This window comes from Streptomyces filipinensis (genome assembly GCF_014649495.1).
In the GTDB taxonomy this organism is placed as follows: domain Bacteria; phylum Actinomycetota; class Actinomycetes; order Streptomycetales; family Streptomycetaceae; genus Streptomyces; species Streptomyces filipinensis.
Genome location: NZ_BMTD01000001.1, coordinates 399,275 through 423,071 on the forward strand (window position 1 = coordinate 399,275; position 23,797 = coordinate 423,071).

Consider the following 23,797-nt stretch of genomic DNA (forward strand, 5'->3'; position numbering starts at 1 on the left):
AGATCGTCCCGGCGCGAGCCACGCGCCGCCGACGCCCAAGGAGGCACCCGTGCCGCATGTCCTGGTCCTCAACGCGTCGTACGAGCCGCTCGGCGTCGTACCGCTCCGCCGCGCGCTCATCCTCGTCCTGGAGAACAAGGCCGTCTCCCTGGAGGAATCCGGCGCCTATATGCACAGCGCGACCGTCACAGTCCCCGCACCCAGCGTGGTCCGGCTCAAGCGTTTCGTCCGGGTTCCCTATCGGGGGCCCGTTCCTCTCACCCGTCGCGCGCTGTTCGCCCGCGACGGGGGCCGGTGCATGTACTGCGGTGGCGTCGCAACCAGCGTCGACCACGTCATCCCGCGCAGTCGCGGGGGCAAGCACGTCTGGGACAACGTGGTGGCCTCCTGTCGCCGCTGCAACCACGTCAAGGCCGACCGCCACCTCGTCGAACTGGGGTGGCGTCTGCGGCACAAGCCGGCCCCGCCGTCCGGGCTCGCCTGGCGGATCATCGGTACCGGGCACAGGGATCCGCGCTGGTTGCCCTACTTGCAGCCGTATGGCGCGGATGACGCTTTGGCCCGGATCGACGGCATCTCTGCCTGACTTCCGGGTCGTGTTCTTTCGTCTCCCAGGGGCGCGGTGCCGGGGGTCCGGCGGCCGTTCGTGGCCGGTCGCGCCCCAGCGGCGGAGCCGCCTGCCGACACCGCCCCGCGCCCCCACAGGCCGGCCCGCGCCCCGGCGTCTCAGGCGCGAGGTCCCTCAGGGCGGGCGCCCACCGCCGCGTACAGGGCCGCCCCCAGCGCGAACAGAGTGACCGCCGCCACCCACGCGCCCCGCTCCGCCCCTGGCTGCATCGGCCACGCCCACACCGTCGCCGCGCGGCCATGGGCCCCGTGCCCGCCCATGTACACGGCCGAGACGTAGGCGAAGGCCGGCAACCAGCTCAGCCGGGCGCCCAGGAGGGCGGCGGCCAGGGCCGTGAACCCCGTGCAGCCCAGCGTGTTGCGGATCATGGCGGGCGGTCCGAAGGTCTCGGTGTGGCCGAGCACCGCCAGCGGCAGCAGGGCCGCCGCCAGCGCGGTCAGCAGCGCGAGCTGCGCCAGACGCCGCGGCCACCACGGTCGTACGGCCGTACGGTCCAGCTCCGCCGAGGCCGTGTACAGGCTCGTCCCGATCACGGCCGAGGCCAGCAGCGGGGCGAGTGCCACGACCGGCACCCGGCGGTCCGGGTCCAGATAGCTGTCCAGCCGCCCGGCGGACCACACCGCGAACGCCGTGGTCCCGGCGAGTGCGGCCAGTGTGAGCGGCAGGGCCCGGGAGCGGGCGTAGAGGACGAGTCCGTTCACAGCTGCGGCACCCCCGTGACATCGCAGCTGCCCGCCGTCGCGAAGTACGCCGACAGCCAAGCCCTGCGCTCCGTGCCGCTCATCGACGCCAGGTGCGCCCGCGCGGCCACCCTCTTGCGCAGTTCGGCGCGCTGGGCCCTGGAGCCGTGCGCGTCCAGCCCGTCGATGTAGGACTCGTAGGGGCGCGGCGCCAGATAGTGCCGGACCAGCTCGTCCAGCTCCATCACCCGAGGCTCCTCGCACTCCGCGTGCCGCCCCAGCCCGGCGGCGGCCTCCCAGGCGAACTCGCGCGGATCCGTCAGCCGCCCCCGTACGAGCGCCCAGCCGACCGGCGTGACCATCGGCAGCTGTGCCTCGTCGGGGTGGAACCCGCCCGGCCGGTCCGCCCAGCGCACCGGCAGGTTCCGCACCCCCTCCAGCTTGCCGGTGATTCCGGCCACGGCCGCCTTGACCTGCGGCAACAGCTTCGCGTACCGGGCGTTCACACAGACCGCCGGAGTGGTCGAGGTGTCGCAGACCTGGTGCCGGGAGAGCGGATCCGGGTGCAGCAGGCCCTCGCCGGTCCGCACCAGCAGCGCACCCGCGGCCACGGCGGCGGCCAGCGGCAGCAGGGCCGCCGTCCGGCGCCGGGCGGCGTACGCCAGCACGGCGGCGAGCGCCACCCCACCGGTCCACACGGCCATCGCCACCGGCTGCCACCACACCGGCAGTTGGTCGTCGCCGACGGGGAACACGGGGCTCAGCGGGGAGCCGTGGCCCGAGGAACCCATCGTCGCCACCCCGAGCCCGGCGTACCCGGCCACGGCCAGCAGCGGCGCCGCCAGCCGCGTCGGCAGGACCCGCCCGGCCACCTGGCCGGCCAGTGCGGCCGAGGCCAGGGCCACCGCGTCCCCGGGCAGCAGCCCCAGGTGCGGCCGGCCGCCCAGCGCGTACGGCCCCGTCGCGAGCAGCGCGGCGGCCACGGCGACCAGATAGCCGGCCGTCACCCAGGCCGTCAGCGGGAGCGCGGCGGCCAGGAACCGCACCAGCGGCGGCCGTACGGCCGTCCCCCACAGCTCCTCGGTACGCCGCCGCCGCTCCCGCCCGCCCTGCCAGCAGCCCGCGGCGGCGCCCAGCGGCAGGATGATCAGCAGGGCGCTGTGCACCTGCGCGGCGGTCGCCCCCCAGTCGCCCTGCCACCGCTTCGCCCTGCTGCCCAGCATCACCCCGAGCGTCACCAGGACCACGGCCCCCGCGAACGGGGCGAACCCCCGCACGGCCTCCGTACGGAGAGGGTGCGGAGCCCCCTTGCGCACCCCCGGCGCCCTGCGCCGCGCGACCATCGTCATCGCACGGCCTCCCGCGCGCCGCTGCCCGCCGCGCGGTGGGCCCGCAGCACGGCGGTGTACCCGCGCTCGATCGGATGGTCGCCCGGACCGTCGGACGCCTCGCCGAGCACCGTGAGCGCCTCCGGCGTGCCCCGGTAGGCGACCCGGCCGGCATCGAGGAGGGTGACCTCCGTACAGGCGGCGGCCACGTCCTCCACCAGGTGCGTGGAGACCACCACCGTCGCCGAGGTGCCCAGCTCGCGCAGCAGCGCGCGGAACTCCACGCGCTGCTCCGGGTCCAGCCCGGCCGTCGGCTCGTCCAGCAGCAGTACGGCCGGGTCGTTGACGATGGCCTGCGCGATCCCGACGCGGCGGACCATGCCCCCCGAGAGCGTGCGCACCTTCGCGTCGGCGCGGTCCGCGAGGCCCACCCGGGTCACGGCCCGCTCCACGGCGTCCGGCACCCGCTCGGCGGGCACCTCCTTCAGCCAGGCCACGTACGCGACGAACTCCCGCACCGTGAAGCCCGGGTAGTAGCCGAACTCCTGCGGCAGATAGCCGAGCCGGCGCCGCACCTCGGTGCGGCCGCGGTGCTCGGCGGTGTCCTCACCGAGGATCTCCACCCGGCCGGCGTCCGGCCGGGCGACCGTGGCCAGCACCCGGATGAGCGAGGTCTTCCCGGCCCCGTTCGGGCCGAGCAGCCCGTGCACACCGGTGCCGAGACCGAGGTCGAGGGAGTCGAGGGCAAGCGTCTTGCGGTGCCGGACCCGCAGGCCGGTCACATGTATGGAGTTCAAGGACTCTCCAGAAAGGAGCGGTTCAGGAAGGAGTGGTTCAGGAGGCCGGACGGCATGACTGGGTCGCGGCCGGGCATGGCCGGATCACGGCCGGGTCGTGGCTGGGCCCGCGGGCGTGGAGCCCGCCGTCACCGGCCGAGCGGGCGGTCGTACGCGGGGCGGCGGGCGGTCAGCAGGACGGCGCTCAGCACGGCCGCCGCCGCCCACGCGCTCTGTGCGCCGATGCCGTCGAGGCAGCGGGAGAGCTGCTCGGCCAGCCGGGCGCCGCCCGCGTCGCCGGACGCGACCGGCACCGGGCCAAGGACGGCCGCCAGCCAGCCGCCCCCCGTCACCAGGGCTGCCGCCCGGCAGCCGATGAAGGAGGCCAGCGCCAGCGAGCCCAGCGACAGCGCCAGCCCCGGCAGCAGCCAGGCCGCGGCGGCCGGCGCGCCCGAGGCGGGCAGCAGCAGACCGGTGAGGGTCAGCAGCGGCACGCTCACCGTGAGGACGGCGACCGTGCGGATGAGCGCGAGCCGCAGTCCGCCGCCCGGGGTGGCCGCGGCGATCTCGTGCAGCGGGTCGGCGTGCGGGCCGTAGGACAGGGCGATCCCGGTCACCGGCACGACCGGCGCGACCGCCAGCAGCAGCGCCCGCGTGCCGGGGAGACCCGCACCGTAGGCCAGGGCCAGCGCGCCGGCGGCCACGACGAGCACGGCGGGCAGCCACGCCCCGCGCACGGCGGGCCCGGCCGCCCACAGCAGCCGCGGCAGCCGGGAGCCGGGCGGCCTCGGGGACGAGCGCGCCGCACGCGTTCGCGGCCGCGGGGCGGTGGGCCGTCCCGGACGCCGCCCGGGTGCGGTCCGCTCCGCCGGACGCCGCTCGCTCGTGGTCCGCCCCACCGGATGCCGTTCCGGGGCGGTCCGCCGTACCGGGGTCGGCGCGGTCTCCGGGACCGGGTCCGGGGCCGGGTCCAGAACCGTCTCCAGGACCGCCGCCCGGACCTGCGCGAGCACCGTGCCGGCCGTCGTCGCGCCCACCGCGTCCGACACCCGGGACGCGCAGCCCGCGCAGTCCTCCACGTGTTTCTCCAGGGACCACGCGTCCGGCTCCGGCAGTGTGCCCCCGGCATAGCGGGCGGCGAACTCGCCGGAGACGTGCCAGACGCGCGCGTCGCCGTCTCTCATGCGGTGCCTCCGATCGGGGACGGGTTCAACTGGGCCAGCGCGGCCCGCAGTTCGGCACGGGCGCGCCGGGCGCGGGACTTGACCGTGCCCTCGGGTATGCCGAGCAGCCGGGCCGCCTCACGGGTACTCAGCCCGTCCACCACGGTCGCCCGCAGCACCTCGCGCAGTTCCGGGGAGATCCGGTCCAGGGCGGTGCCGACATCGCCGTACTCCAGTCCGGCCAGCACCCGGTCCTCGGCGGACGGCGCGCCGGCGGGCTCGTGGCGGCCGACCGCCGCCTCCAGGGGCGCCGCCGTCCGCGCGGTCCGCTCCTGCGCCCGCCGGGCGTCGACGAGCCGGCGCGCGGCGATCGTCCACAGCCAGCCGCCCGCCTCTTGCCCGCGGTGCCCGGCCGCCGACCGCCACACCGTGACGAACGTGTCCTGCAGCACCTCGCGCACCGTTTCCGGGTCGGCACACCGGCGCGTCAGCCGCGCGTGCAGCCAGCCCGCGTGCCGGTCGTACAGCGCGGCCATCGCGGCCGCGTCCCCCGTGGCGACGGACCGCAACAGCGCCGCGTCCCCGTCGGCGGCGCCGGCTCTCCCGTCGCTCTCCCGCTGGCCCCCCATGGGGCGGAACAGTCTCACACCCTCTCTATCGATCACCGGGCCGGTGCCGGATCACGGACAGGTGCCCGGAACGTCCGCGAGTGCGGACGCCGTCACGGGGTAGGCCTGCCGTAACCCGTTCAAAGCCGCATCATCCGACCCGAGCGACCGACTCAACCGAAGGAGGCCCCCGTGGCCGCACCGGCTCGACTCTCGATCCCGGCCCAGTGGAAACCCGTGGCGGAGCCGTCCGCCACGACCGCCGAAGCACCGCTGTGCGTCTTCAGCGCGGAGAGCGCCTGCGCCCAGACCCCGCTGACCAGCGAACCGCCCCTGCCCGACGCCGAGCCTCTGACCAGCGAGCCACCGCTCGCCGACGCCACCCCGCTGACCAGCGAGTCCGACGCCTTCGGCGCGGGGGTGTAGATGGCCGCGGCGTTGGAGGACCCCGCGGACGCGGACCTGTCCCGGCTCGCCGAGCTGCACGGGGTCGCCACCTCCTACAGCCCCGCCCCGGGCCGCGACGTCCCGGTCCCCGCCTCCGCCGTGATCGCCGCCCTGGCCGCCCTGGGCGTCGACGCGGCCGGCCCCGGCGCCGTACGCACCGCGCTCGCCGTCCGGGAGCGCGAACTGAGCGAGCGCCTGCTGCCGCCGACGGTCGTGCACTGGGCCGGCGACCCGCGGGGACCCGCCGCCCTCACCGCGCTGCCGCCCGGCACGCGGCTACGCGTGCGGACCGAGGAGGGGGAGGAACGGGACGGGACCTGGAACCTCCCGCTCGGCGTGCACCGCCTGACCGCCGCCGCCCCCGACGGCCGCACCGGCCACGCCCGCCTCGTCGTCGCCCCCGACCGGCTGCCCGCCCCGCCCGGCCGCTCCCACGGCCTGCTCGTCCAGCTGTACTCCCTGCTCTCCCGCCGCTCCTGGGGCATGGGCGACCTCGGTGACCTCGCCGAGCTGGCCGGCTGGGCCGGACGCACCGCCGGCGCCGGATTCGTCCAGGTCAACCCGCTGCATGCGGCCGTACCCGGCGCCCCCACCGACCCCTCCCCGTACCGCCCGTCGTCCCGCCGTTTCCCCGACCCCGTGCACCTGCGGATCGAGGACGTCCCCGAGTACGCGTACGTCCCGGACCGCGAGCGGCTGAACGGACTGCTGGAGCGGGCCGAGCGGCTGCGCGCCACCGTCCTCGACAAGGGCGCCCTCATCGACCGGGACGCGGTGTGGGAGCTGAAGCGGGAGGCACTGGAACTGGTACTCGCCGTCCCGCTGGGCCCCGGCCGCCGGGCCGCCTACGACGAGTTCCGCGCCGCCCAGGGCCAGGCCCTCGACGACCACGCCACCTGGTACGCCCTCGCCGAGACCCACGGCTTCGACTGGCACCGCTGGCCCGGCGAACTGCGCGACCCCCGCTCGGCCGACACCGCCCGCGCCCGCGCCGAACTCGCCGGCCGGGTCGAGTTCCACGCCCGCCTCGCCTGGCTCACCGACGGCCAGCTCCGGGCCGCCCAGCGCGCCGCCCGCGAGGCCGGGATGGCGGTCGGGATCGTGCACGACCTCGCCGTCGGCGTGCACCCGGACGGCGCCGACGCCTGGGCCCAGCAGGACGTGTTCGCCGCCGGCATGTCCGTCGGCGCCCCGCCCGATGCCTTCAACGCCCGCGGCCAGGACTGGGGCCTGCCGCCCTGGCGCCCGGACCGGCTCGCGGCCTGCGGGTACGCGCCGTACCGCGACCTGCTGCGCGCCCTCTTCCGCTACGCCGGCGCCCTGCGCGTCGACCACGTCATGGGCCTGTTCCGGCTGTGGTGGGTCCCGCAGGGCAGCCCGCCCACCGAGGGCACCTACGTCCGCTACGACGCCGACGCCATGCTCGCGATCCTCGCCCTGGAGGCCACCCGTGCCGGGGCCGTCGTCATCGGCGAGGACCTCGGCACCGTCGAGCCGGGCGTGCGCGAGACGCTCGCGCGGCGCGGGGTGCTCGGCACCTCGGTGCTGTGGTTCGAACGCGACTGGGAGGGCGACGGCCGCCCGCTGCCGCCCGACCGCTGGCGCGACGGCTGCCTGGCCACCGCCACCACCCACGACCTGCCGCCGACCGCCGCCCGGCTGACCGCCGACCACGTCGACCTGCGCGACCGCCTGGGCCTGCTCACCCGCCCGGCCACCGAGGAGCGGGCCGAGGCCACCGCCGACGCCGCCGAGTGGCTCGCCCTGCTCGGCAGCCTCGGCCTGCTGGACCTGACGGCCGCCGGACCGCCCGGTACCGACGAGGAGGAGGAGATCCGCGCCGTCCACCGCTTCCTGCTGCGCACCCCGGCCCGGCTGATCGGCGTCTGGCTCCCGGACGGCGTCGGCGACCGGCGCCCGCAGAACCTGCCGGGGACCTGGGACCAGTACCCGAACTGGCGGCTGCCGATCGCGGACCGCCAGGGCCGCCCGGTGCCTCTGGAGGAACTGACGGCCGCCCCCCGGCTGAGGGCGCTGCTCGATGTGTTCACGCAGGCCAGGGAGGGGTGAACCCCCGCTAGTGGACCCCGGGCGCGCGTCCTTCCGGGTGATTCGCTAACTTGAGATCGTGGACAAGAAGAACGCCCTGCGCGCCGGCGCCCTGGCCGCCGGCACGACGCTGATGATGCTGCTCATGTCGTCCCCCGCGCTCGCGCTGACCCGCGACGACGGCGACGACCCCGGCCATGGTCTGAGCGTCATCCAGACGCTGGGCCTCTACGTGCTGATCCCGCTGGCGCTGTTCGTGGTGATCGCCGGTCTGGTGATGATGCTCGACAAGTCCAAGATCAGGGTCATCGCCCCCTCGGCCAAGGCCAGGGCGAAGTCCGGGGCCAAGGCCTGACCGGACACCGGTTCCGCCGCCGGGGGCGCCTGTCCTCCCGTTGGTACGCGCGCACGCCGTACCCCGGGTGAGACCGGCGCCCCCGGCGTTTTCCCGCCCCGGGGTTCCGGCTCTCCGGCCTGGGGTCTCGGCTCTTCGGCCTGGGATTTTGGCTCCTCGGCCTGGGGTTCCGGCTCTCCGGCCCCGGGATCCGGCTCTCCGGTTCAGGGATTCGGCGCGGTCAGATACCGCTGCACGGTCGGCCCGAGCCACGCCAGCAGCTCCTCGCGGGTCAGCTCCCGCGCCGGCGGCAGCCGCAGCACATAGCGGGTCAGGGCCAGCCCGAGCAGCTGGGCGGCACACAGCGCGGCCCGGGCGGGGGCCTGCTCGGGGTCGGGGCACACCTGCCGGGCCACCGGCAGCAGCTGGTCCCGGAAGATGCCCTGCATCCGCTCGGCCCCGGCCTGGTTGGTGGCGCCGACCCGCAGGACGGCCGTGAGCTCCTCGTTCTCCTCCCACAGGCCCAGGAAGTGGGCCACCAGAGCCCGTCCGGCCTCGTCCCGCGGCACGCGCGCCAGGTCGGGCAGCCGCAGGTCCAGCGCGACGGCCGCCGCGAACAGTCCCTCCTTGCTGCCGTAGTAGCGCATCACCATCGACGGGTCGATACGCGCGTCCTTCGCGATCGCCCGGATGGTGGCCCGGTCGTAGCCGTCGGCGGCGAACCGTTCGCGGGCGGCGGCGAGGATGGCGGTACGGGTGGCGTCGGAGCGGCGTGCGGGGCTGGTCTTCGTGCCGTCGGTCATGCCAACGAGCGTAGGCCAACATACGTAGGCCAACAAGTGTTGACCCCTACCGGACAGTCCCCTTACGCTGGCCAACAAGCGTTGACCAACGCCCGTTGGCCAACGAATGTTGGCGCCCAGGAGGCCACCATGACCGGCACCAAGGGACACAGCCCGCAGCACGTCATCGTCGTCGGCTCCGGCCCCACCGGCCTGCTCCTCGCCGGTGATCTCGCCGCTGCCGGCGTCCCGGTGACCGTCCTCGAAAAGCGCCCCCGGAAGATCAGCAACCTCTCCCGCGCCTTCGTCCTGCACGCCCGCACCCTCGAACAGCTCGACGCCCGTGGTCTCGCCGACGACCTGGAGGCCGTGGGGCAGCCCCTGGACCGCCTGCGTCTGTTCGGCCGCCTCACCGTCGACCTCGGCGTCCTCCCCTCCCGCTTCCGCCATCTGCTCGTCCTCCCGCAGTACGAGGTCGAGAAGGTCCTGGAGCGGCGCGCGGTCGCGGCGGGCGCCGGCTTCCGGTACGAGACCGAGCTGACCGGGCTCGCCCAGGACGCCGACGGGGTGACCGTCGAGGTGCGCGGGCCGCGGGGGCGTGCGGAGAGTCTGCGTGCGGCGTACGTCGTCGGCGCCGACGGCATGCGCAGCGGCGTACGGGACGCGATCGGGCTGCCGTTTCCGGGCAGGTCGGTGATCCGGTCGGTCGTCCTCGCCGACGTCAGGCTCGCCGAGAAGCCGCCGGCCCTGCTCACCGTCAACGCCGTCGGCGACGCCTTCGCCTTCCTCGCGCCGTTCGGCGACGGCTACTACCGGGTGATCGGCTGGCACCGCGGCCGTGACGTCGCCGACGACGCGCCGCTGGACCTGGCCGAGGTCCAGGAGATCACCCGCCTCGCCCTCGGCCGGGACTTCGGGATGCACGACGCCCGCTGGATGTCCCGCTTCCACAGCGACGAACGGCAGGCGCCCGCCTACCGGGTCGGGCGGGTGTTCCTGGCCGGCGACGCCGCGCACGTGCACACCCCGGCCGGCGGCCAGGGCATGAACACCGGGCTCCAGGACGCGGCCAACCTGAGCTGGAAGCTGGCGGCCGTCGTCACCGGGCAGGCGGACCCCGCGCTGCTCGGCACCTACCAGGCCGAGCGCCACCCGGTGGGCCGGGCGGTGCTGCGCAGCAGCGGCGGGATCGTCCGCCTCGCCATGGCCAAGCGCCCCTGGACCCTCGCGGCCCGCGCCGCGCTCACCGCGTTCCTGGGCGCCGTGGGTCCCGCCCGGCGCGCGGTCGCCGCCCAGGTCACCGGCATCGGCTACCGCTACCCCGCGCCCCGGGGCGCCCACCCGCTGACCGGTACCCGCGTCCCGGACGTCGCCCTGGCCAGCGGCACTCGCCTGTACGAGGCGCTGCGCGGTGGCCGGTTCGTCCTGATCACACCGGAGCCGTACGAGGTGGGGGCCGGCCGTGCGGACCGGCCGGCCGTGGCGCGCTGGGCGAGCGACCGCCGTACGACCGTGCTGGTCCGGCCCGACGGATACGCGGCCTGGGCCGCCGACTCGGCCACCGCGGCGGACATCGAGGCGGCGCTGGCCGCCCACCCGGGGGCCCGGCGCCCCGCCTCCCTGGAAGGGGACCAGTAGCCCGCCTCCCTGGAAGGGGACCAGTGCCCCGCCTCCCCGGAAGGGGACTAGTGTCCCGCCTCCTCGGTGGACGACAGCAACTGCCGCAACAGGTCGGCCAGTTGGCCGGCCTGCTCGCTGTCGAAGGGGGACAGGGCCTCGGTCTGGACCGCGAGGCCCGCGCCGACCGCCCGGTCGATGACGTCCAGCCCCTTCTCGGTCAGGGTCACCTGAAGGGCGCGCCGGTCGTGCGGGTCGGGGGAGCGGCGCAGCAGACCGGCCTTCTCCAGCTTGTCGAGACGGCCGGTCATGCCGCCGGTGGTGAGCATGAGAGTGGCCGACAGCTGGCGCGGTGAGAGGGTGTACGGCTCGCCTGAGCGGCGCAGGGTCGAGAGCACGTCGAACTCGCCGCGGGAGATGCCGTAGGGGCGGTACGCCTCCTCCATGCGGTCGCCCATGGTGCGCGAGAGGCGGTAGATCCGGCCGAACACCTCCATCGCCCTGGTGTCGAGGTCGGGCCGGACGACGGCCCACTGGTCGATGATCGCGTCGACGGGATCCCTGTGCTGCTGCGGGCCTTCGTTCATGGGCCGAGTATTCCTCGCTCGATGGTCACCCGCAAGAAAGTGACTTGCTGAAAAGTAGCTTAGTGCTAAGCTACTTTCGAGCAAGCTAATCAGGAGGGGGTCCAGGATGAAGAGGACGAACAGCGGGAGCCGCGTGGACGACCGTGTCCCGCACGAGTGGGTGCTGCCCGTCACCGCCGCCGTCAACGGCGTCGGCACCGGCATGTACGTCCCGTTCACACTGGTCTTCTTCCACGCCGTCACCGGGCTGTCCTTCACGCTCGTGGGCGCCGTGCTCACCGCCACCGGGCTCGCGGGCATCGCCGCACTGCCGCTCGCCGGGACGGCGGTGGACCGGTACGGCGCCAAGCGCGTGCAGTACGTGCTGAACGGCGTCCGGGTCGCCGGCTTCGCCCTCTACCCCTTCGCCCACTCCCTCGCCGCCTTCGCGGCCGTCGCCCTGGTCACGGCCGCCGCCGACCGGGCCTTCCCCGCCGCGCAGCAGTCCCTGATCGGCGAGGTGGCGCGCGGCACGGGCCGGGACCGGCTGCAGGCGTCGACGCGGGCGCTGCAGAACGCGGGCAACGGCGCGGGAGCGCTGCTGGCCACGCTGGTCATCTCCCTCGCGGGCAGCGCCGGTTACACCTGGGCGGCCTGGGGCAACGCCCTGTCCTTCGCGCTCGCGGCGCTGCTGCTGCGGCCCCTGCGCCCCGTGCCGCCGACGCGTACGGCGGCCGAGGCCCTCGCCCCGCGCCGGGCGGGCGCCGGCTACCGGCTCGTCCTCGCCGACCGGCCCTTCCTGGTCGTCACCGGCGCCAACTTCCTGAACGCGCTGAGCTATTCGGCCCTGTCGGTCCTCTTCCCGCTGTTCCTGGTGGAGTGGCTGCACGGCCCCGCGGTGCTCACCGGTGCCGCGTTCACCCTCAACACCGTGCTGTGCGCGGTGGCCGGGGTCGGCGTCGGCGCGCGGGTCCGCAGGACCGGCGCCCGGCGCACCCGCGCCGCGGCGCTGGGCGGGGGCCTGTTCGCGGCCGCCTTCGCCGCACAGATCGTGCTCGGCACCGTGCGGCCCGCGTCGGCCACGGTCCTGGGCGGCGCCCTCGTCGCCGTGGTCGTCCTCTACACCGTCGGCGAGCTGATCCACAGTCCCGCCTCCCAGGTGCTCGCGGTCGAGGCGGCGCCCGAGGAGGTGCGCGGCCGGTATCTGGCGGCGTACCAGATGTCGTGGTCGCTGGCGAAGGCGGTGGCGCCCTCCCTGTTCACGGCCCTGCTCGCGCTGGACGGCCGGGCGCCGTGGGCGGTCCTCGTCGTCACCTCGGCGGTGGCCGCCGCGCTGCTGATCCGCACGGAGGACCGCCTGCCGGCGGCGGCGGTACGACCGCTGCCGGCCCCGACGCCCCACCGCGGCGGCACCCCCGCCCCGGCCCCGGCCCCCGCCCCGGCCCCGGCCCCCGTCCCGGCCGCGGTCCCCGTCCTGGCCGCTGGTTCTGCCCCCGTCGTCGTCCAGCCGGAAAGGACCCGGTCATGAGACGGTCCGTCACCGTTCTGCTCACCGCCCTCGCCCCCGTCTCCTGGGGCACCACCTACGCCGTCACCACCGAGTTCCTGCCGCCGGGCCGGCCCCTGTTCACGGCGCTGCTGCGGGCCCTGCCCGCCGGCCTGGTCCTGCTGGCGCTGACCCGGAAGCTGCCGCGCGGCGGCTGGTGGTGGCGGGCGGCGGCGCTCGGCGCGCTGAACATCGGGGTCTTCTTCCCGCTGCTGTTCGTGTCGGCGTACCGGCTGCCCGGTGGCATGGCCGCCGTGGTCGGCTCGGTCCAGCCGCTGTTCGTCCTCGGCCTCTCGGCGCTGCTGCTCGGACAGCGACCGGCTCCGCGCTCGCTCGTCACCGGTGTCGTCGCGGCGCTCGGCGTCAGCCTCGTCGTGCTGGAGGGCACCGGAACGCTCGACGCCGTCGGGGTGCTCGCGGCCGTCGCCGCCACCGCCTCGATGGCCGCCGGTACGGTCCTGACCAAGCGGTGGGGCCGTCCGGACGGGGTCGGTCCGCTGGCCCTCACCGCCTGGCAGCTCACCGCGGGCGGCCTGCTCATCGCGCCGGTCGCCTTCCTGGCCGAGGGGGCGCCGCCCGCCCTGGACGGCCGTGCCGCCGGCGGCTGCGCGTACCTGGCGCTGGCCAACACGGCGGTGGCGTACTGGCTGTGGTTCCGCGGCATCGGCCGGCTCAGCGCCCCCCAGGTCGCCTTCCTCGGCCCGCTCTCCCCGCTGACCGCGGCCGTCGTCGGCTGGGCGGCCCTCGGTCAGACGCTCACACCGGTGCAGCTGTCGGGGATGGCGCTGGCGTTCGGCGCCACGCTGGCGGGCCAGTACGGAAGCCGGCCCCGACCGTTCAGTTCCGCTGAAAAGAACAGTCGAAAACTTTCGATGGACCTGACAGAAGGTCCGCTGCGACGGTAGGAGCACGCATCCCTCCCCGCCGAAAGGAACCCTGTGACCGCCGTCCTGCACCGGACCAGCAGCACCGAGACCCCGGCGGCCGCCCGCCGTCCGCGCGAGGCCGCCGCCTCCCTGCTGGGCCTCGCCTGCGCCGCGCTCGCCACGGTCGTCTGGTCGGGCAGCTTCGTCACCTCCCGCGGCCTGCACGACAGCGTCCCGCCCGTCCAGCACGCCTTCTGGCGCTGGGTGATCGCCCTCCTCGCCGTGGCACCCTTCGGCGCGCGGCAGGCCTGGCGCCAGCGGTCCCTGCTGCGCCGGCACGCCCGCTACGTGCTCCTCGCCTCCCTGCTCGGCGTCGCCGTCTACAACACCCTCGTCAACCAGGCCGGAGTGACCACCCCCGCCGCCACCATGGGCATGATCATGGCCGCCTCGCCGGTGCTCATGGCCGTGTTCGAACGGCTGGGCGGCGCCCGGCTCGGTGCCCGGCGCACCACCGGCCTGCTCGTCGCCTGCGCGGGCGTGGCCCTGCTGGTCGGCGGCGGCGCCGACTTCTCGCCCGGCGGCCTGTGGATGACCGCCGCCGCGTGCTGCTTCGCCGGCTACAGCGCGCTGCTGCGCCGCAAGCCCGCCGAACTCGGCGGCACCGCCTTCCTGTTCAGCACGTTCCTGACCGGCACGGTCCTGCTGCTGCCCGCGCAGGCGGTGAGCGTGGCCGTGCAGGGCTCCTTCCACCCGGCCCCCGGCACGGTCCTGCCCCTCCTCTACGTCGGCGTCGCCTCCTCGGCGCTCGCCTTCTTCGCCTGGAACCGGGCCGTCGGCCTGATCGGCGCGACCCGCGCCGGCATCGTCTACCACCTCCAGCCGGTCTGCGTGGCCCTGCTGTCCTGGGCCGTGCTCGGCGAGACGACGGGCCTGCCGCAGCTGCTGTCGATGGCGCTGATCCTGGGCGGGGTCATCCTGGGCGCGGGCTCCCGGCGGTGACGGCCGCGGGGTCCGCGTGTCCCAGCGGGACCATGGCCTCGTGGTCCGGGCTGCCCGGCTCGGCCTGGTACACGACCAGCCCGTGCCCGTCGGTGCGGGCGACCTCGTGGGCCTCGTGGCTCAGGGTCATCGTGCCCATGGCCGGATGGGCGAAGTGCTCGCGCCCGTTGGTCCGGCTGCGCACCTCGTACCGCTGCCCCAGGGCCGCGGACTCCCCGCTCCCGACGACGAGTTCGCCGACCGCGCCGGTGACGTCCGGGGGGGGTCCGGACGGCGCCCGGCCGCCGCCCGGAGATGCGCGACCGTGGCGGCGGCGACCTCGCCCCAGTCGCCGTACGGACGGCGCGCGGCCGGGTGGCGGAAGGTTCTCCGCGGCGCTCGCCGAGGGCCGCGGCGAGCAGGACCGGAGCACGGTCGACCCGGTCGCCCGGGAGACCGGCGTGTAGCGTGCGCGCATGGCCGAGTGGGACATCCGCAAGCTGCAGATCCTGCGCACCCTGCGCGAGCGGGGGACCGTGACCGCGACGGCCGAGGCCCTGCACATGACTCCGTCCGCGGTGTCCCAGCAGCTCACCAATCTCGCCGCCCAGCTCGGCGTGCCCCTGCTGGAGGCGCACGGACGGCGGGTCCGGCTCACCGACGCCGCCCGGCTGGTACTGACCCACGCCGAGGCGGTGTTCGAGCAGCTGGAGCGCGCCGACGCGGCACTGGCGGCCTACGCGCGCGGCGAGGCGGGCGAGGTCCGGGTCGGCGCCTTCTCCACGGCGGTGCCCGCGCTCGTCGTACCGGCCGTACGGGCCCTGCGCGAGGCGCACCCCGGGGTGACCGTCCGCATACGGGAGGCGGAGGCCGCCGCGGCCTACGACCTGCTCGCCGCCGGTGACGTCGACCTCGCCCTGTCCCTCGCCGCCGAGGCCCCCAGCGCGGCCGACCCCCGCTTCACCCGCGTACCCCTGCTCACCGACCCCCTCGACCTCGCCCTGCCCCCCGACCACCCCCTGGCCACGGCCCCCGCCCCGACCCTCACCGACCTGGCCGCGGAACCCTGGATCTTCGGCGGCAGCGGCCCCTGGTCGGACATCACCCGCCGCGCCTGCGAGACCGCCGGCTTCAGCCCCCACCAGGGCCACTCGGCCTCCGGGTGGACCGCGATCCTCGCCATGGTGGAGGCGGGCATGGGCGTGGCCCTGATCCCCCGCATGGCCGCGGCCCCCCGCACCGGCGTCGTCATGCGCGACCTCGGCCCGGCCGGCCCGGTCCGCCATGTGACGGCGGCGGTGCGCAGGGGCGGGGAGACGGGGCGGGCGGTGACGCGTGTGCTGGAGGCCCTGCGGGAGGTGGCGGCCGCCCCCGGTCACCCGGGCGGACGTCCCACCCCCCGGTCCTAGGCGCGCCGCACCTCGTACAGGAAACACCCGTACTCCACCGCCCGCACATGCACCAACGCCACCCGCGGATCGGCGAAGGCCTCGGTGAGGGCCGTCGCGAAACACTCCGGGTCTCCCGCGCTCTCCGGGCCCTGGGCGGGTGTCACCAGACGGCCGCCCAGGATGCGGCCCTCGGCCGAGTAGCGGCGCAGGGTGCGGTGGGCGTCGGTGAAGGGCAGGGCCGTGCCGGACGGGCCCGGGCAGTCCCCGGCGTGGATGAAGACCGGTCCCTGCTCGTCGTACGCCCCCGGATCGGCGCCCGTCTCAGCGGCCCAGCGGCGCAGCGGCGCGTACGAGACCAGGGCGATCGCCTCGCCCGGCGCGCTGCGGCGCAGACAGCAGCGCAACGGGGCGCCGCCCTCCTCGTCGGTGAAGGGGGCCAGGGGGCGCCCCGCGTCGTCGGCGGTCCGCAGCTCCCTGAGAACCCGGGCCGGGACGGGCCGTGGCGTGTGTGTCGGCGTCATGCCTCCAGCGTCCTGCCGCGGCGCCCCGCTGACCGGCGGGATCCGGACATCGCGCTCCTCGTGGATCCCATGGAAGGATGGCGCAACCCACACATAACGAGGAGATGACCGCGTGCCTGGCACAAACCTGACTCGCGAAGAGGCGCAGCAGCGGGCCGAGCTGCTCACCGTTGACTCGTACGAGATCGATCTCGACCTCTCCGGCGCGCAGGAAGGCGGTACCTACCGGTCCGTGACCACGGTGCGTTTCGACGTGGCCCGCGGCGGTGCCGAGTCCTTCATCGACCTGGTGGCGCCGACCGTCCACGAGGTGGTCCTGAACGGCGACCAGCTGGATGCCGCCGAGGTCTTCAAGGACTCGCGGATCGCCCTGCCGGAGCTGCTGGAGGGGCGCAACATCCTGCGGGTCGTCGCGGACTGCGCCTACACCAACACCGGCGAGGGCCTGCACCGGTTCGTCGACCCCGTCGACGAACAGGCCTACCTCTACACCCAGTTCGAGGTCCCGGACGCCCGCCGCGTCTTCGCCTCGTTCGAGCAGCCGGACCTGAAGGCCACCTTCCAGTTCACCGTGAAGGCGCCCGAGGGCTGGACCGTCATTTCCAACTCGCCGACGCCCGAGCCCAAGGACAACGTCTGGGCCTTCGAGCCGACCCCGCGCATCTCGTCCTACATCACCGCGCTGATCGTCGGCCCGTACCACTCCGTGCACAGCGTGTACGAGAAGGACGGCCAGTCGGTGCCGCTCGGCATCTACTGCCGGCCCTCGCTCGCCGAGTTCCTCGACTCGGACGCGATCTTCGAGGTGACCCGGCAGGGCTTCGACTGGTTCCAGGAGAAGTTCGACTACGCCTACCCCTTCAAGAAGTACGACCAGCTGTTCGTGCCCGAGTTCAACGCGGGCGCGATGGAGAACGCCGGTGCCGTCACCATCCGCGACCAGTACGTCTTCCGGTCCAAGGTGACCGACGCGGCGTACGAGGTCCGGGCCGAGACGATCCTGCACGAGCTGGCCCACATGTGGTTCGGCGACCTCGTCACGATGGAGTGGTGGAACGACCTGTGGCTGAACGAGTCGTTCGCCACCTACACCTCCATCGCCTGCCAGGCCGCCGCGCCCGGCTCGCGCTGGCCGCACTCGTGGACCACGTTCGCCAACTCGATGAAGACCTGGGCGTACCGGCAGGACCAGCTGCCGTCCACGCACCCGATCATGGCGGACATCCGTGACCTGGACGACGTCCTCGTCAACTTCGACGGCATCACGTACGCCAAGGGCGCCTCCGTCCTCAAGCAGCTGGTCGCGTACGTCGGCGAGGACGAGTTCTTCAAGGGCGTGCAGGCCTACTTCAAGCGGCACGCGTTCGGCAACACGCGCCTGTCCGACCTGCTGGGCGCCCTGGAGGAGACCTCCGGCCGGGACCTGAAGACCTGGTCGAGGAAATGGCTGGAGACGGCCGGCATCAACATCCTGCGGCCCGAGGTCGCCACCGACGCCGACGGGGTGATCACCTCCTTCGCCGTCCGCCAGGAGGCCCCGGCGCTGCCCGCCGGCGCCAAGGGCGAGCCCACCCTGCGCCCGCACCGCATCGCCATCGGCCTGTACGACCTCGACGCCGGCTCCGGCAAGCTGGTCCGCACCGACCGCCTCGAACTGGACGTCGACGGCGAGCTGACGGCCGTACCGCAGCTGACCGGCAGGCGCCGCCCCGCGGTCGTCCTGCTCAACGACGACGACCTGTCGTACGCCAAGGTCCGCCTGGACGAGCAGTCCCTCGCGGTCGTCACCGAGCACCTCGGCGACTTCACCGAGTCCCTGCCGCGCGCCCTGTGCTGGGCCTCCGCCTGGGACATGACGCGGGACGCCGAGCTGGCCGCCCGCGACTACCTCGCGCTCGTCCTGTCCGGCATCGGCAAGGAGTCCGACATCGGCGTCGTGCAGTCGCTGCACCGCCAGGTCAAGCTCGCCATCGACCTGTACGCCGACCCGGCCGCCCGCGAGTCCCTGCTGACCCGCTGGACCGACGCCACGCTGGCCCACCTGCGCGCGGCCCAGCCGGGCGGCGACCACCAGCTGGCCTGGGCCCGTGCCTTCGCGGCCACCGCCCGCACCCCCGAGCAGCTGGACCTCCTGGAAGCCCTGCTGGACGGCACCCACACCGTCGAGGGCCTGGCCGTGGACACCGAGCTGCGCTGGGCGTTCGTGGAGCGGCTGGCGGCGGTCGGCCGGTTCGACGAGGCCGAGATCGCGGCCGAGTACGAGCGGGACAAGACCGCGGCCGGTGAGCGGCACGCGGCCACCGCCCGCGCGGCCCGCCCGACGGCCGAGGCCAAGGCGGAGGCCTGGGCCGCGGTGGTCGAGTCCGACAAGCTGCCGAACGCGGTGCAGGAGGCCGTGATCGGCGGCTTCGTCCAGACCGACCAGCGCGAGCTGCTCGCGTCCTTCACGGACAGGTACTTCGAGGTCGTCAAGGGCGTCTGGGACTCCCGTTCGCACGAGATCGCCCAGCAGATCGCCATCGGCCTGTACCCGGCGGTCCAGGTCTCCGAGGAGACCCTGGCCAAGACCGACACCTGGCTGGCCGCGGCCGAGCCGAACGCGGCGCTGCGCCGCCTCGTCTCGGAGTCCCGCGCGGGCGTCGAGCGCGCCCTGAGGGCACAGGCGGCGGACGCGGCGGCGGGCGAGTAGTCCTTCACACGGTGACGGGGCGCCTGGTGTCTCACGACACCAGGCGCCCCTTCGTGTCCCGGTGATTCCCCAAGCGTGATGACCAAAAGCCCCGGACCCTGAAGGGCCGGGGCTTTGGGCGGGAGGTTCGCTTCGGGCCTACTTCGCCGACAGCTCCGCCGCCACCAGCTCCGCGATCTGGACCGCGTTCAGTGCGGCGCCCTTGCGGAGGTTGTCGTTGGAGATGAACAGGGCGAGACCGTGGTCGGAGGTCTCGTCGCGGCGGATGCGGCCGACGTACGACGGGTCCTGGCCGGCCGCCTGCAGCGGGGTCGGGATCTCGGAGAGGGCGACGCCGGGCGCCTTCGCGAGCAGCTCGGTCGCGCGCTCAGGGCTGATCGGACGGGCGAAGCGGGCGTTGACCTGGAGGGAGTGGCCGGAGAAGACCGGGACGCGCACACAGGTGCCGGAGACCTTCAGCCCGGGGATCTCCAGGATCTTGCGGGACTCGTTGCGCAGCTTCTGCTCCTCGTCGGTCTCGTTCAGACCGTCGTCGACGATCGAGCCCGCCAGCGGCAGCACGTTGAAGGCGATGGAGCGCTTGTAGACCTGCGGCTCGGGGAAGTCGACCGCCGCGCCGTCGTGGGTGAGCTTGTCGGCCTCCGCGGCGACCTTCTGCACCTGGCCGTGCAGCTCGGCCACGCCCGCGAGACCCGAACCGGACACCGCCTGGTAGGTGGCGACGACCAGCGCCTCCAGGCCGGCCTCCTCGTGCAGCGGCTTCAGGACCGGCATCGCGGCCATCGTCGTGCAGTTCGGGTTGGCGATGATGCCCTTGGGGCGGTCGGCGACCGCGTGCGGGTTGACCTCGGAGACCACCAGCGGGACCTCGGGGTCCTTGCGCCAGGCCGAGGAGTTGTCGATCACGACGGCGCCCTGGGCGGCGACCTTCTCGGCCAGCGCCTTGGAGGTCGCGCCGCCCGCGGAGAAGAGCACGATGTCCAGGCCGGTGTAGTCGGCGGTCGCCGCGTCCTCCACCGTCACACCGTCCAGCACGGTGCCGGCCGAGCGGGCCGAGGCGAACAGGCGCAGCTGCGTCACCGGGAAGTTGCGCTCCGTGAGGATCCTGCGCATGACCGTGCCGACCTGACCGGTGGCTCCGACGATTCCGACCCTCACGGTGTCTCCCTCTGTGTGTCTCGTGCATGACCGGGGCTTTTCCATCATGCGGCCCACCCCGGTCCACCTGTCCAATTCTTTGCGAGCCGTGCCCGAAGAGTGGGACACGATCACCCCGCGGACGGTTCCGTACGTCCGTCGGGCACCCCGCTGAGCTGGAGATGTTCCCTCCGCGAGGCGCCCGGGCCGCAAGCTGTGCTGTCCCGTCCCTGCCCGTCCGGGTGGCGGCCACACGGCGGTGTGACGTACGCCTCCGCGACCCCGGAGCCACCCGCCGGGCGGGGAGCCGACCGGTACGCCATGAGGGGCGGGCGCCCGGACGGACGCCCGCCCCTCACCAGAGCCGCTCCGGGTTACGGCGTGACCTTCCCGATCTTCACGCTGCCGGTGCCCGCGACCGTGCCGTGCGCGTTCACCAGCTGGACCTGCCCGAAGAACTCACGGCCGGCCGGTGCCTGGGCGGCGGCCGTGACCTGCCCGGTCACCGTGGCCGAGTCGCCCGTACCGAGCTTGACGGGCGTGGCGTCGTCCACCGTGACCGTGCCGAGCGTGGGGGAGAAGAACACGTCCCGGTAGTCGTAGGCGGTGGTACCCGACGGGACCGAGTAGCCGACGACCTCGATGGTGTACGTGCCGGCGGCCGGGGAGGGGACGGAGACCGCCTCCTCCGAGTCGCCGTCGGCGGACTGGGCGACCTGCTTGCCGCTCGCGTCGTACACGGTCAGGTCGAGGTCGGCGGCCGCGTCGGAGACGTTGCCGATCGCGACGTCCAGGGACTTGGCGCCGGCCGGCACGTCCACCGTGGTGATCTGCTTCTCGCCCTGCCCGAGGGACGGACGGGTCGTCCGGGCGGAGCCGAGCGGGCCGCCGGTCAGCTTGCCGTCCAGGGCCGCGTACGCGTTGGTGACCTTCCAGGTGGCGTCGGCCGGCACACCGGCCTTCGCCTCGGGCACGGTCACCGTCGCCGGGTCGAAGGCCGCGCCCAGCACGCTGACGTCCAGCGTGTACGGGTTGTCCAGCAGCGGGGACGTGCGCCGGGACTCGACCTCCACCTCCCAGACGCCGGGCTGCGGGTCGGCGTAGGAGCGCACGTCGGGCTTGCAGCCGTTGCCGTCGAGGTAGTTGGGGTAGCAGTACGGGGTGCCGGTGTTGTCGACCGGGGTGCCGTACGGGTGGATGGCGATGAACCGGGTCTGGCTCCCGTCCTTCAGCCCGCCGATCGCGACCTCAAGGGACTTCGCGCCCTCGGGCACGGTCAGGAAGTACGACCGTGTGCTGTTGCGCTGCACCGAACCCGTCGCCGAGTACGTGTACTTCACCGGGGTGGAGACGACCACCGTGGTGAGGATCTGCTTGTCGACGCCCTCGGTCCTCGGGTCGTCGACCTCCAGGATCGCGCTCTTGACGCCCGCGGACGCCGGTGCCGCCTGGACCTTGACCGTCACCGGCCGGTTCAGCGGCAGCCACACCTCGTCGGCGCCGACGATCCCGAAGGTGTGCCCGGCGTTGTTCGCGAAGCGCAGCTCGTGCCGGACCGCCTTGTCGGGGCCGGAGGTGCGGGTGACGGTGACGTCGTAGGTCTTCTTCTCGCCCGCCTTCAGACCGCCCTCGCGGTCGTACAGGCCGGTGCCGAAGCCGGGGGTCTTCAGGGCCTGGTCGAGCGCGGTGTCGACCGGGGCCCTGACCGTGTAGTCGTGGGCCTGGGCGTCGTCCTTGACGGCGTCCCAGGCGTCCACGACGTCGATCAGGCCCGCGCCCTCCTCGTACGCCTGCGCCCCCTTGATGTGGTGGGCCGTCGAGGTCAGCGCCGTGCGCAGCGTGGCGGGCGGCAGCACGATGCCCTTCTGCCTGGCGGCGCTCAGCAGCAGCGCGGAGGCTCCCGTCGCCTGCGGGGAGGCCATCGAGGTGCCCTGGAGCATGGAGTAGCCGGCCGGCAGCGAGTAGCCCGCCTCGGGGACCGGGGCGCCGGGCAGCCAGGTCTGGGTGGAGTTGATCGCGGCACCCGGCGCGACCAGGGTCGGCGTGAAGCCGCCGTCCTCACGCGGGCCGCGCGAGGAGAACGGCATCATCTGGTACTTCTTCTCCACCACCGAGCCGTAGTCCGCGGCCCAGGTCTGCCTGGAGATGGCGGCGCCGACCGAGATCACCTTGTCGGCGAGGCCGGGGTCGCCGATGGTGTTGGCGCCCGGTCCGGAGTTGCCGGCCGAGATCACCAGCTGCACGCCGTAGGTGTCGATGAGCCGGGTGTACAGCTCGGCGCGCGCGTTGTTGCCGTCGTTCAGGGCCGGCAGACCGCCGATCGACATGTTGACGATGTCGACGCCCCGGTTCGTGACCAGGTCGATCATGCCCTCGGTGAGGGCCACGTTGGTGCAGCCGCCGGTCCAGGTGCAGGCGCGCGAGGAGACGAGCTTCGCGCCGGGGGCCGCGCCGTTCATCTTCCCGCCGAACAGGCCGTTGGCGGCGGTGATGCCCGCGACGTGCGTGCCGTGCTCGGACTCGATGACACCGATGTTGACGAAGTCGGCCTTCTTGCCGACCCAGTCGCCGCCGTACGGGTCCATCGGCACGTCCTTGCGGATCTGCACGACGAACGGCACCCGTTCGGCCACGTCGGTCTTCGGGTCGTCGGTGCCGAAGTAGCCGACCTGGTAGCCGTCCTTGTACGGCTTCATCGGCGTGTCGTCGGTGAAGTCGTGGTTGCCGTTCAGGTCGACGGTGACCGTGCCGGCCGCCGCGTCGTACAGCACGCCCCAGCTGTCGGTGGTGTCGCCGTCCCGGTCGAGGTCGCCCTTCTCGTCGCCGCCCGTGGTGGCGGACTCCTTGAAGGTGCTGATCCCGTAGGAGCCGGAGGGCGCCGTCCAGGTCGCGCCGCCGTAGGAGAAGCTGGGTCCGGAGACCGTGGTGACCATCGGCCGCCAGGTCGCGTCGCCGTCCGCGATCGGGTCGGTCGAGGTCACCCAGTCGACGATCTTCCGCTCGCCGGTGGTGGTCTTCTGCAGCGCCGGGTGGCCGAGGTCGACGCCGGAGTCGAGGATGCCGATGGTGATGCCGCGGCCGTCGGCCTTCGGGTGCTCCCGGACGAAGTCGACGGCACCGGTCTCGAAGGACGGGTTGTACGGGTTCGCGGCGGGGGTTTTCCGGTCGGGGCCGGGGCGGCCGGCGGCGGGCGAGCCGGACTTCGGGCCGTTCGGCGCCGGGTCGTCGAGCGGTATCTCCTGCCTGAGGTCGATGGCGTGCACCGAGGAGAGCTTCGCGGCGGCGGCGATGGCCGCGTCCGCGCGGGCCGTCGGTACGGTGGCGCGGACGTAGCCGACCCTGTCGTAGGTGCGGCCCACCGAGCCGCCCTTGACCGCGGCCAGCTCCTTGGCGACCTGCTCGGTCTGCCCGGGGGCCGTCGCGATCATCATCGTGACGTTCTTGTCGCCGTCGGCCTTGGCGTCGGCGAGCAGTGAGGCGTCGTCCGAACCCAGCTTGTCGTGGGCGGACTTGACGCCGGGTCCGGTGGCCGGTGCGGACGGCGTACCGGCGGCGAGGGCCAGGGGTATCGGCCCGGCAGCGGACAGGGCGGCCACCACGCCCACGGTCACGGCCATGCGGGCCAGGCGTCTGTGGCCGGGTATGGGATCACGCTCTTGCGTGTGGGTCATCGGCATCCCTCGGGTCA

At 74.2% G+C, this 23,797-nt stretch carries 20 protein-coding genes and 1 pseudogene; 10 read left to right on the plus strand and 11 right to left on the minus strand.

Annotated elements, in window-relative coordinates; genetic code table 11:
* Positions 1–49: 49 nt before the first annotated feature.
* A complete protein-coding gene (locus IE244_RS01755; protein ID WP_031160068.1) occupies positions 50–586 on the plus strand; it encodes an HNH endonuclease in 537 nt (178 codons plus the stop codon).
* A 140-nt stretch (positions 587–726) separates the two neighbouring features.
* Here IE244_RS01755 and IE244_RS01760 read toward each other — a convergent pair whose 3' ends face one another.
* The 5 genes from IE244_RS01760 to IE244_RS01780 form a co-directional block, all read right to left on the minus strand.
* Entirely contained in the window at positions 727–1,329 is a 603-nt protein-coding gene (locus tag IE244_RS01760) for a hypothetical protein (RefSeq protein ID WP_191870823.1), read from the minus strand.
* On the minus strand, positions 1,326–2,657 hold the full coding sequence (locus IE244_RS01765) for a hypothetical protein (RefSeq protein ID WP_191870824.1): 1,332 nt from the start codon (positions 2,655–2,657) through the stop codon (positions 1,326–1,328). Before IE244_RS01765 ends, IE244_RS01760 begins: the two co-directional genes overlap by 4 nt.
* The gene (locus tag IE244_RS01770; protein WP_191871388.1) at positions 2,654–3,418 is read right to left on the minus strand and encodes an ABC transporter ATP-binding protein; all 765 of its coding nucleotides are present in this window, start codon (positions 3,416–3,418) and stop codon (positions 2,654–2,656) included. Before IE244_RS01770 ends, IE244_RS01765 begins: the two co-directional genes overlap by 4 nt.
* Before the next feature lie 143 nt (positions 3,419–3,561).
* Positions 3,562–4,596, minus strand: a complete 1,035-nt coding sequence (locus tag IE244_RS01775; RefSeq protein ID WP_191870825.1) for a zf-HC2 domain-containing protein — start codon at positions 4,594–4,596, stop codon at positions 3,562–3,564.
* A complete protein-coding gene (locus IE244_RS01780) occupies positions 4,593–5,204 on the minus strand; it encodes an RNA polymerase sigma factor (protein ID WP_191870826.1) in 612 nt (203 codons plus the stop codon). The genes IE244_RS01775 and IE244_RS01780 overlap by 4 nt, the downstream gene beginning before the upstream one ends.
* Before the next feature lie 171 nt (positions 5,205–5,375).
* Between IE244_RS01780 and IE244_RS01785 the strand changes: the two genes are divergently transcribed.
* The 3 genes from IE244_RS01785 to IE244_RS01795 are packed head-to-tail and all read left to right on the plus strand — an operon-like array spanning position 5,376 to position 8,034.
* The gene (locus IE244_RS01785) at positions 5,376–5,609 is read left to right on the plus strand and encodes a hypothetical protein (protein WP_031160081.1); all 234 of its coding nucleotides are present in this window, start codon (positions 5,376–5,378) and stop codon (positions 5,607–5,609) included.
* Positions 5,610–7,700, plus strand: a complete 2,091-nt coding sequence (gene malQ / locus IE244_RS01790; RefSeq protein ID WP_191870827.1) for a 4-alpha-glucanotransferase — start codon at positions 5,610–5,612, stop codon at positions 7,698–7,700. It abuts the gene before it with no gap.
* A gap of 58 nt (positions 7,701–7,758) precedes the next feature.
* Positions 7,759–8,034, plus strand: coding sequence for a hypothetical protein (locus IE244_RS01795; RefSeq protein WP_191870828.1), 276 nt, complete (start codon positions 7,759–7,761; stop codon positions 8,032–8,034).
* Positions 8,035–8,237: 203 nt separating this feature from the next.
* Here the strand turns inward: IE244_RS01795 and IE244_RS01800 are convergent, their stop codons facing one another.
* Positions 8,238–8,816 (minus strand): TetR/AcrR family transcriptional regulator, encoded by a 579-nt coding sequence (locus tag IE244_RS01800; RefSeq protein WP_191870829.1) that lies wholly within the window; start codon positions 8,814–8,816, stop codon positions 8,238–8,240.
* A gap of 129 nt (positions 8,817–8,945) precedes the next feature.
* Here IE244_RS01800 and IE244_RS01805 point away from each other — a divergent pair, with 129 nt between their 5' ends.
* Complete coding sequence (locus IE244_RS01805) at positions 8,946–10,433, plus strand: FAD-dependent monooxygenase (RefSeq protein WP_191870830.1); 1,488 nt, start codon at positions 8,946–8,948, stop codon at positions 10,431–10,433.
* Positions 10,434–10,480: 47 nt separating this feature from the next.
* Here the strand turns inward: IE244_RS01805 and IE244_RS01810 are convergent, their stop codons facing one another.
* A complete protein-coding gene (locus tag IE244_RS01810) occupies positions 10,481–10,999 on the minus strand; it encodes a MarR family winged helix-turn-helix transcriptional regulator (protein WP_191870831.1) in 519 nt (172 codons plus the stop codon).
* 106 nt (positions 11,000–11,105) lie between these two features.
* Here IE244_RS01810 and IE244_RS01815 point away from each other — a divergent pair, with 106 nt between their 5' ends.
* The 3 genes from IE244_RS01815 to IE244_RS01825 all read left to right on the plus strand — a co-directional run bounded on the left by IE244_RS01815 (position 11,106) and on the right by IE244_RS01825 (position 14,392).
* On the plus strand, positions 11,106–12,506 hold the full coding sequence (locus IE244_RS01815) for an MFS transporter (RefSeq protein WP_191870832.1): 1,401 nt from the start codon (positions 11,106–11,108) through the stop codon (positions 12,504–12,506).
* A complete protein-coding gene (locus tag IE244_RS01820) occupies positions 12,503–13,429 on the plus strand; it encodes an EamA family transporter (protein WP_191870833.1) in 927 nt (308 codons plus the stop codon). The genes IE244_RS01815 and IE244_RS01820 overlap by 4 nt, the downstream gene beginning before the upstream one ends.
* 111 nt (positions 13,430–13,540) lie before the next feature.
* A complete protein-coding gene (locus IE244_RS01825) occupies positions 13,541–14,392 on the plus strand; it encodes a DMT family transporter (protein ID WP_229853951.1) in 852 nt (283 codons plus the stop codon).
* Here IE244_RS01825 and IE244_RS43105 read toward each other — a convergent pair.
* Positions 14,364–14,627: pseudogene (locus IE244_RS43105) on the minus strand (MmyB family transcriptional regulator); the annotation flags it as partial. The gene IE244_RS01825 and the pseudogene IE244_RS43105 overlap by 29 nt on opposite strands.
* Positions 14,628–14,847: 220 nt before the next feature.
* Here IE244_RS43105 and IE244_RS01835 point away from each other — a divergent pair.
* Positions 14,848–15,780: a LysR family transcriptional regulator gene (locus tag IE244_RS01835; RefSeq protein ID WP_191870836.1), complete on the plus strand. Its 933-nt coding sequence runs from the start codon at positions 14,848–14,850 to the stop codon at positions 15,778–15,780.
* Here IE244_RS01835 and IE244_RS01840 read toward each other — a convergent pair.
* Complete coding sequence (locus IE244_RS01840; RefSeq protein WP_191870837.1) at positions 15,777–16,283, minus strand: DUF1203 domain-containing protein; 507 nt, start codon at positions 16,281–16,283, stop codon at positions 15,777–15,779. The genes IE244_RS01835 and IE244_RS01840 overlap by 4 nt on opposite strands.
* Before the next feature lie 112 nt (positions 16,284–16,395).
* On the opposite strand from IE244_RS01840, the gene pepN reads away from it, so the two are divergent.
* Positions 16,396–18,972 (plus strand): aminopeptidase N, encoded by a 2,577-nt coding sequence (gene pepN, locus IE244_RS01845; RefSeq protein WP_191870838.1) that lies wholly within the window; start codon positions 16,396–16,398, stop codon positions 18,970–18,972.
* 138 nt (positions 18,973–19,110) lie between these two features.
* On the opposite strand, the gene IE244_RS01850 is transcribed toward pepN, so the two are convergent.
* Positions 19,111–20,130 (minus strand): aspartate-semialdehyde dehydrogenase, encoded by a 1,020-nt coding sequence (locus IE244_RS01850; protein ID WP_191870839.1) that lies wholly within the window; start codon positions 20,128–20,130, stop codon positions 19,111–19,113.
* A 353-nt stretch (positions 20,131–20,483) separates the two neighbouring features.
* The gene (locus IE244_RS01855; RefSeq protein WP_191870840.1) at positions 20,484–23,780 is read right to left on the minus strand and encodes a S8 family serine peptidase; all 3,297 of its coding nucleotides are present in this window, start codon (positions 23,778–23,780) and stop codon (positions 20,484–20,486) included.
* Positions 23,781–23,797: the final 17 nt, after the last annotated feature.